Source organism: Streptosporangium sp. NPDC005286, assembly GCF_040607515.1.
Lineage (GTDB): Bacteria > Actinomycetota > Actinomycetes > Streptosporangiales > Streptosporangiaceae > Streptosporangium.
Map to the genome: position 1 here is coordinate 1 of NZ_JBEXGU010000282.1, position 7,408 is coordinate 7,408.

The 7,408-nt window shown below is 69.0% G+C and carries 7 protein-coding genes; 4 read left to right on the forward strand and 3 right to left on the reverse strand.

What is annotated here, in order from left to right:
- Positions 1-353, reverse strand: a 353-nt coding sequence (locus ABZU75_RS44345; protein WP_355568853.1) for an ATP-binding cassette domain-containing protein, incomplete at its 3' end; no start/stop codon positions are given.
- Positions 354-458: 105 nt separating this feature from the next.
- On the opposite strand from ABZU75_RS44345, the gene ABZU75_RS44350 reads away from it, so the two are divergent.
- Positions 459-1,601, forward strand: a complete 1,143-nt coding sequence (locus tag ABZU75_RS44350) for an ROK family protein (RefSeq protein ID WP_355568856.1) — start codon at positions 459-461, stop codon at positions 1,599-1,601.
- A 94-nt stretch (positions 1,602-1,695) separates the two neighbouring features.
- Here ABZU75_RS44350 and ABZU75_RS44355 read toward each other — a convergent pair whose 3' ends face one another.
- Entirely contained in the window at positions 1,696-2,298 is a 603-nt protein-coding gene (locus ABZU75_RS44355; RefSeq protein WP_355568859.1) for a TetR/AcrR family transcriptional regulator, read from the reverse strand.
- An 86-nt stretch (positions 2,299-2,384) separates the two neighbouring features.
- Here ABZU75_RS44355 and ABZU75_RS44360 point away from each other — a divergent pair, with 86 nt between their 5' ends.
- Positions 2,385-3,125 (forward strand): SDR family oxidoreductase, encoded by a 741-nt coding sequence (locus tag ABZU75_RS44360; RefSeq protein ID WP_355568862.1) that lies wholly within the window; start codon positions 2,385-2,387, stop codon positions 3,123-3,125.
- 237 nt (positions 3,126-3,362) lie between these two features.
- Here the strand turns inward: ABZU75_RS44360 and ABZU75_RS44365 are convergent, their stop codons facing one another.
- Positions 3,363-3,635: a GlsB/YeaQ/YmgE family stress response membrane protein gene (locus tag ABZU75_RS44365; RefSeq protein WP_350954554.1), complete on the reverse strand. Its 273-nt coding sequence runs from the start codon at positions 3,633-3,635 to the stop codon at positions 3,363-3,365.
- A 523-nt stretch (positions 3,636-4,158) separates the two neighbouring features.
- On the opposite strand from ABZU75_RS44365, the gene ABZU75_RS44370 reads away from it, so the two are divergent.
- Positions 4,159-5,124: a hypothetical protein gene (locus ABZU75_RS44370; protein ID WP_355568866.1), complete on the forward strand. Its 966-nt coding sequence runs from the start codon at positions 4,159-4,161 to the stop codon at positions 5,122-5,124.
- Positions 5,125-5,380: 256 nt separating this feature from the next.
- Entirely contained in the window at positions 5,381-7,336 is a 1,956-nt protein-coding gene (locus tag ABZU75_RS44375; RefSeq protein WP_355568869.1) for a Xaa-Pro dipeptidyl-peptidase, read from the forward strand.
- The last annotated feature ends 72 nt before the right edge of the window (positions 7,337-7,408 follow it).

Here is a 7,408-nt window from a genome sequence, read left to right on the forward strand (position 1 = left end):
CGCGCCGACGCCTCGGCCTCGGCGCGGGAGTCGCCCCGGACCTTCATCGGCGCGAGCACGATGTTCTCCAGCACGGTCTTGTGCTGGAAGAGGTTGAACGACTGGAACACCATGCCGACGTCGGCCCGGAGCCTGGCCAGTTCCCGGCCCTCCACGGGGGCGGGTACGCCGTCGACGAGGATGTCTCCGGACCCGGCGGGCTCCAGCCGGTTGAGGCAGCGGCACAGCGTGGACTTGCCCGACCCCGAGGGGCCGACCACCACGACGACCTCGCCTCGCGCCACATCAAGGTCGATGTCGCGCAGCACGTGATGATCGCCGAACCACTTGTTCAACCCTTTGACCTGAATCATTGCCATCTTCCTTCGAAATCGAAGACAAAACGGAAGGTAATAGATGATTCTTACGGAAGTCAACACGTTGCCGTAGTAAGTACAGACGTGGTATTCCTCTAGTTCATGTCAGGCAAAGAGCGGCTGCTGGTGCGGGGAGCGCAGGGCGACCTTCTGCGTCTTGTCGCCACCGGCCACGCCGAGTCGCGCGCCCAGCTGGCCCGCATCTCCGGCCTGGCGGCGTCGAGCGTCTCCCTGCGCGTCGAGGAGCTGATCGACACCGGGCTCCTCGTCGAGGAGGGCTCGGGCACCTCCAGGGGCGGGCGGCGGCCCCGGCGGCTGCGGGTCAGCCCGACCGCCGGCCTGCTCGCGGTGGCCGACCTCGGGGCGCACCACGCCCGCTTCGGCCTGCTCGACCTCAGCGGCGCCCCCCTCGTCGTCGAGGAGCGCGCCTGCGACATAGCGCTCGGCCCCGAGGCGACCCTCGACTGGATGGCCGCCTCGTTCGACGAGCTGCTGCTGACCCACGGCCCGCCCGGCGCCCCCCTGCGAGGCGTCGGCACCGGCATACCCGGCCCCGTCGACCCCGCCAGCGGCCGGGTGGTGTCTCCCTCGCGCATGCCCGGCTGGCACAACTTCCCCGTCGCCGAGCATCTCGGCGCGCACTACGACCTGCCGGTGCTCGTCGAGAACGACGCCAACCTCCTGGCCGTCGGCGAGGCCCGCTCATGGCCCGGGTGCGACAACCTCATGGTGCTGAAGGCCGGCAGCGGCATAGGGTGCGGCGTGATCGTCGACGGCCGCCTGCACCGGGGCAGGGGTGCGGCCGGCGACATCAGCCACGTCCGGGTCAGGACCGACTCCTCCACCATGTGCTCGTGCGGCCACCCCGACTGCCTGGAGGCCTACGCGAGCGGCGCCGCGCTCATGGGCGCCCTGTCCGAGCTCGGCATCGCGACGCGACGCCCGGGCGACGTCGTCGCCCTGGTCGAGGACGGCGTGCCCGAGGCCACCGCCCTGGTCAGGAACGCGGGCCGCCTCATCGGCGAGGTGCTCACCGTCCTGGTCAACTTCCTCAATCCCGACGCCATCGTCGTCGGTGGCAGCCTCTCCACCGCCGAGCCGCTGATCTCCTCCATCCGCGCCGCCGTCTACGAGCGCTGCCTCCCGCTGGCCACCCGCGACCTGGAGATCGCCGTCACCCGTGGCGGCCCCGATGCCGCCCTCCTCGGCGCGGGTTCCCTCCTGCTGGACGCCGTCCTCAGCTGAGGGGCGGAACGGACGAGGTACGGGCGTACGACCAGCCCTCTCGATCCGCGCTCCCACTTTCAGCCAGGAGCTTCGGGCCGGCCGGGGAGACGGGTCATCGACGGCCGATCCCGGCCAGCAGGTTCCTGACGAGGGCCTCGGCGAACTCGTCGGTGAGGGGCTGGTCGGGGATGAGGAGGCGGTGGTAGCAGGCGCCCCAGAGCTGGTCGACGACCACCTCTGGGTCGACGTCCTCGCGTAGCTGCCCGCGCTGCCTGGCGCGTTCCAGTGCCTCGACGGCGAGTGCTCTGCGCGGTGCCGAGTAGCGCTCGCGAAGGAGCGCCGACAGCTCGGGGTCGGTCTGGGCGTGGCCGACGAGCTCTGGCATCACGCGCCCGGCCCGGGTGTCGCGCATCAGGTGGACGAAGGCCCGCAGCTGCGCGGTGAGGTCGGCGGCGATGTCGCCGGTGTCGGGGAAGGCCAGGGTGGGGCCGACGGCGTCGAAGTAGCCGTCGAGCGCCAGCGCCCCCTTGGAGGGCCACCACTTGTAGAGCGTCACCCTGCTCGCCCCCGCCAGCGCCGCGACCTTCTCGATGGTGAAGGCGGCCATCCCCTCGGTGAGCAGGAGTTCGCCGGCCGCACGCAGGATCTCACGTCGCACCTCGGCGGCCGGCCGGCGTCCGCGTCCGCGCCGGACGGGTTCGGGGGACTGCGTCACCGACTACCTCCAGGAAATATATGGACATTGTGTTTATAGCCATGTATATACATAGTGTACATAAATTCCTGGAGGAGTGAACGATCATGAGCAGCACGGCAGCCCGCGTCGCCATCGTCACCGGAGGCTCACGCGGCATCGGACGCCAGGTCGTGGACCGGCTTGCCGCCGACGGATACGCCGTCGTGGTCAACTACGCGAGCAACGACGCCGAGGGGCAGGCCGCGGTCCAGGAGGTCGTCGGCAAGGGCGGTCAGGCACTCGCCGTCCGCGCCGACGTCGGCGACACCGAGGCGGTCGCCGCGCTCTTCGACGCCGCAGAACGGACCTTCGGCGGCGTCGACGTGGTGGTCCACGCCGCCGGGATCATGAACCCGCCCACCCCGCTCGCCGAGCTCGACCTGGACGTGCTGGACCGCATACTGCGCGTCAACGTACGTGGCACCTTCGCCGTCGCCCAGCAGGCCGCACGGCGGCTGCGCCGAGGGGGCGCCCTGATCACCTTCTCCACCTCGGTCATCGGGCTGGCCCTTCCCGGGTACGGCGCCTACGGCGCGTCCAAGGGGGCCGTCGAGGGCCTGACCCTCATCCTGGCCCGCGAACTGCGTGGCAGGGACATCACCGTCAACACCGTCGCCCCCGGGCCCACCGCCACCGACCTCTTCCTGAAGGGCAAGGACGAGGAGACCGTCGCCAGGATGGCCGCCCAGCCACCACTGGAGCGGCTGGGCCGGCCCGCCGACATCGCCGAGGCCGTGGCCTTCCTGGCGGGCCCCGCCCGCTGGGTCAACGGCCAGGTGCTCCGGGTCAACGGCGGAGTCATCTGAACTCGACATCCGGACAGAGGAAGGGGCGGCCGACGACGGCGCCGAGGTGGTCAACGCCGTCGGTGACCGGGTTCGCGCCGAGTTCTACCGCGGGATCGGCCTGGAGGACCTGCTCGGCCCCCGCTGGTGCGATGGCGGAATCCCCTCACCGGTCCGAGGTCCTCGCTGCGGAGCCCTGCTGCCGGGCCCGGTGAACGTGAGCCGGTGGGAGAGACGGGGCGGGGCGCCCGGAGCAGGTCAGCGGATCTGCCGCCTGCCGTACATCTTCACCGCGGTCACCACGCCGCCGGCGGCCACCGCGACCTGGAGGCCCAGTTCGATCCAGTCGATTCCCCGGGTGTCGGCCACCCCCAGCACCGTGGCGATGGCGGTGCCGATGAACGCGGCGACGATGCCGATCACGATGGTCAGCCAGATCGGGATGGACTGGCGTCCCGGGACCACCAGACGACCGAGTGCTCCGATCACGATGCCGACGATGAGGGCGGAGATGATGCCGGTCACTGCCATGTCGAACTCCCAAGGGGGACCGCCGGCCGTATCGGCCGAAGACGATGAGTCGATCACCTCGTCCAACGATCCCGCTCCTCCCGTGGTTCCCCTGGCCCGTGACGCGGAGTGGGACTCCAAGGGTTCGGTCTCCGGATCCATCTGCGTCACCGAGACCTGGGGGAACGGCCGGGGGTCAAGGTTCGGCTGCAGGGGCACAGAGCCGGCACCTACGAGGACAACGGCAACGCGGTGGTTCACCGATTCTCACCGACGAACATCGGGAATCAGCGAACGGCTGACAGCTCAAACCGGCGGGCGCGGGTGGTCCGGGTGTTCTGGCTGGAACCGTCCCCGCCGTTGATCCGTCTGACACCAAGTGAAGCCCCAGCCTGGTGCGAGACGGTTCATTCTGGCTCTGTCGCTGCTTCTTGCCGGGGCGGGGACCGCCTGCACGTCACAACAACCGCCGGAATGGTCCGCAGAGCTTCCCGAGGAGCCGGCGGCCCCTGCCGGTGGTGTGTGGCCGGAAGCGCTCATCACGGTGCCCGGAAAGCTCAAGAACGGCCGCTCGGTGGTTCCCCTCGCGATGCTCGGCAAGGACACGGCTCTCCTGACGACGTCTGAGCATCGTCCGGCACTCCTGAGCTTCAACGTCCGAACAGGACGGCAGACCGTCCTCGCCACGGCGCCGGAGTGGGCCGCCTGCGAGGAGTGTTTTGAAATCAAACGCTCGGCTGTCAACGCGGAACAGGTGGCCTTACTGGTTCAGGGCGAGAAGAAACCTGACCCGCGGTACGACGGAGAACGCCACATGGAACTGTGGGTCATGCCCCGAGCGGGCGGCCCCATGAAGATGGTGACCCGACTGCCTGCCAACGGGCAGGACTACTCCAGAGGCTTTCAGATCACTGACGATCTCGCACTCTGGTGGGGGTTCGACGGCGTATGGCATGTCCCCCTTACCGGAGGTGAGCCCAAGCAGGTGCTCCCCGGGCGGGCTCTCCGCGTCACCTCCTGGCCCTGGGCCTACGACATGCAGCGGCAGAGCATCGTCAATCTGGTCACTCACCAGGAGAACAAGGCGCGGCGCCTGGACGACGTCGAGGGGCCGTACTGCGGATCCGTATGGTGTGTCGGACGGGCCGACGCTCCGCCCCGTGAACTGACGAGGACTGTCATACAGCGAGTGGACGGCTCCGGGCGTACGATCGTCCCGGGATTCGCTCTGGGCCTGCTGCCCCCGATCCGAGACCGATTCGTTCTCTTCGGCCTTCCCTCGGCCACCGGAGACAACAGGTTCGGCCCCCCGTTCCAGCTGTACGACCGCTGCACCCGGCGGAAAGCACTCCTCGGCCCCCCTGGCCGTGCCGAGACCGAGACCACCCGGGGCAAGATCAGGTACGGCGCGGCGACACCCGAAATGTCACTCCTGATCTGGGAGGCCTCTGCCACGCGCTACACCGTCCTGGATCTCTCCCGCATCAGCGATGCAGCCTGTGCCAACTGAGGTCGAACAGGAAGGCGGGCCGTACACGGTCCCAGGCATGTCACCGGGGCCCGGATCTCGACGTGTGGTGTTCGAGCCGCCGAGATCTAGCTCGATATGTGTCGAAATTGTGGTGATCAAGACAGGGTGCCCATCCATAGACATTTCGTACTTCCTGCCCATAACATCAAGCCTTCTTGGGACAGCCTTTACTGTCCCTTGAACCTTGATTGGGGCCTTTTCCCGCCCCGCACTGATTGTTCGGGAAGGTTTGTCGATGTCTATAACACGCCTGGTGACGGGTCTTGGGGCACCAACCGCCCTCCGTAGCCCGGGGTCGGCACGCCGCGGCGTCGCGGCGCTGGGTCTCGCCGCCACCATGACCTTCGCCGGGGTCGCGGCGACCTCGGCCCCCGTCAGCGCGGCCGCCGACCCCTCCGTCGGACCGGTCTTCACGGACGGCATGGCCCAGCCGGTGTTCTCGACGAACCGCAACGACTGGATCCGCGAGGAGGTGTGGGTCGAGACCCCGATCGACAGTGACGGCGACGGACGCAACGACCGGGTGCACGCCGAGGTCACCCGGCTCCGGGAGACGGAGACGGCCGGTTTGAAGTCGCCCGTCGTGTACGAGGTCAGCCCCTACTACGCCGGCGGCAACCCGGTCACGAACCACAACGTCGATCACGAGCTTCACGAGGCACTCCGTCCGGGCAAGGGCTGGATGAACCGCGGTGGTTCGGTGAAGGATCCGGCGACCGACGAGCGGCTGGCCGCCGCCGGCGTGGCAGGCGTGGCCGACGGTGACGAGGCCGTCACGGGCACCGGCCCGCAGCCCGCCATCAGCACCAGTCACGAGTCCAACTGGCTGCCTCGCGGTTTCGCGGTGGTCCATGCCGAGTCGCTGGGCAGTGGTAAGTCCGACGGCTGTCCGACCACCGGTGGGCGCAACGAGACCATCGGCGCGAAAGCGGTCGTCGACTGGTTGAACGGGCGCGCGAAGGCCTACGACGCCACCGGCAGGGAGGTCAATGCCACGTGGACGACCGGCAAGGTCGGCATGATCGGCACGTCGTACAACGGCACCCTGCCCAACGCGGTCGCGAGCACCGGTGTCGAGGGCCTTGAGGCCATCGTGCCGATCTCGGCGATCTCGAGCTGGTACGACTACTACCGCGCGAACGGCGCCGTCGTCGCCCCGGGCGGCTACCAGGGCGAGGACGCCGACGTGCTCGCGGAGTACGTCCACACCCGCGCGAACAAGCAGATCTGCCGAAGCGTCATCGAGGAGCTCGCCAAGGCGCAGGACCGGGTCACCGGCGACTACAGCGCCTTCTGGGACGAGCGTAACTACATGAACGACGTCGACAAGGTCCGCGCCGCGACGCTGGTCGCGCACGGGCTCAACGACTGGAACGTCAAGACCAAGCACGCCGCGCAGTGGTACGAGGCGCTCAAGGCGCGCGGGGTGCCGCACAAGATCTATCTGCACCAGGGCGGGCATGGCGGTTCCCCGAGCGTCAACGTGCTCAACCGCTGGTTCACCCGCTACCTGTGGGGCCAGGAGAACGGCGTGGAGAACGACCAGCGGGCGCTGATCCAGCGCGAGGACAGGACGCTGGTGGAATACCCCGAGTGGCCCGAACCGGCCGCGGCCGCCACCGAGCTCAACCTGGCGCCCAGCACGGACGGCACCGCCGGTGTCCTCACCGGCGACAAGACCCGCCTGGGCAAGCCGGTGACCGAGACGATCGTCGACGACGCGTCGAAGCGGGCGCTGACCCTCGCCGACGCCGTGACGTCTCCCAACCGCCTGGCCTACAAGTCGGGGACGCTGACCGGTGCGGTCCGGCTCAGCGGCACGCCGCAGGTATCACTGCGGATGTCCTTCGGGCAGCCGGCCGCGAACGTCACGGCGCTGCTCGTCGACTACGACCAGAACGGCAAGGCGAAGATCATCACCCGGGGCTGGGTGGATCCGCAGAACCGTAAGTCGATCTCGAAGACCGAACCGGTCAAGCCGGGCAGCCCGTACCGCCTCGACTTCGACATGCAGCCGCATGACTACGTGTTCGCGGCGGGACACCGCATCGGCATCGTGCTGCTGTCGAGCGACTACGAGTACACCATCCGGCCCACCCCCGGCGCGACGCTGCACCTCGACACGACGAAGAGCACGGTCATGCTGCCGCTCGTCGGCGGGGCGGCCGCGTTCACCGCGGCGAACAGCTGACCCCGGGCACCCACCGGCTGAGCGGTCCGCGCAGCCCGGGGGTGGCGGGAACACGGCCAACCCTCAAGGTTG

Excerpts from the sequence above, each read along its gene's own strand:
- ABZU75_RS44350 (WP_355568856.1), top strand. The coding sequence starts at position 459 with ATGTCAGGCAAAGAGCGGCTGCTGGTGCGGGGAGCGCAGGGCGACCTT.
- ABZU75_RS44360 (WP_355568862.1), top strand. The coding sequence starts at position 2,385 with ATGAGCAGCACGGCAGCCCGCGTCGCCATCGTCACCGGAGGCTCACGC.
- ABZU75_RS44365 (WP_350954554.1), bottom strand. The coding sequence starts at position 3,635 with ATGGCAGTGACCGGCATCATCTCCGCCCTCATCGTCGGCATCGTGATC.
- ABZU75_RS44375 (WP_355568869.1), top strand. The coding sequence starts at position 5,381 with ATGTCTATAACACGCCTGGTGACGGGTCTTGGGGCACCAACCGCCCTC.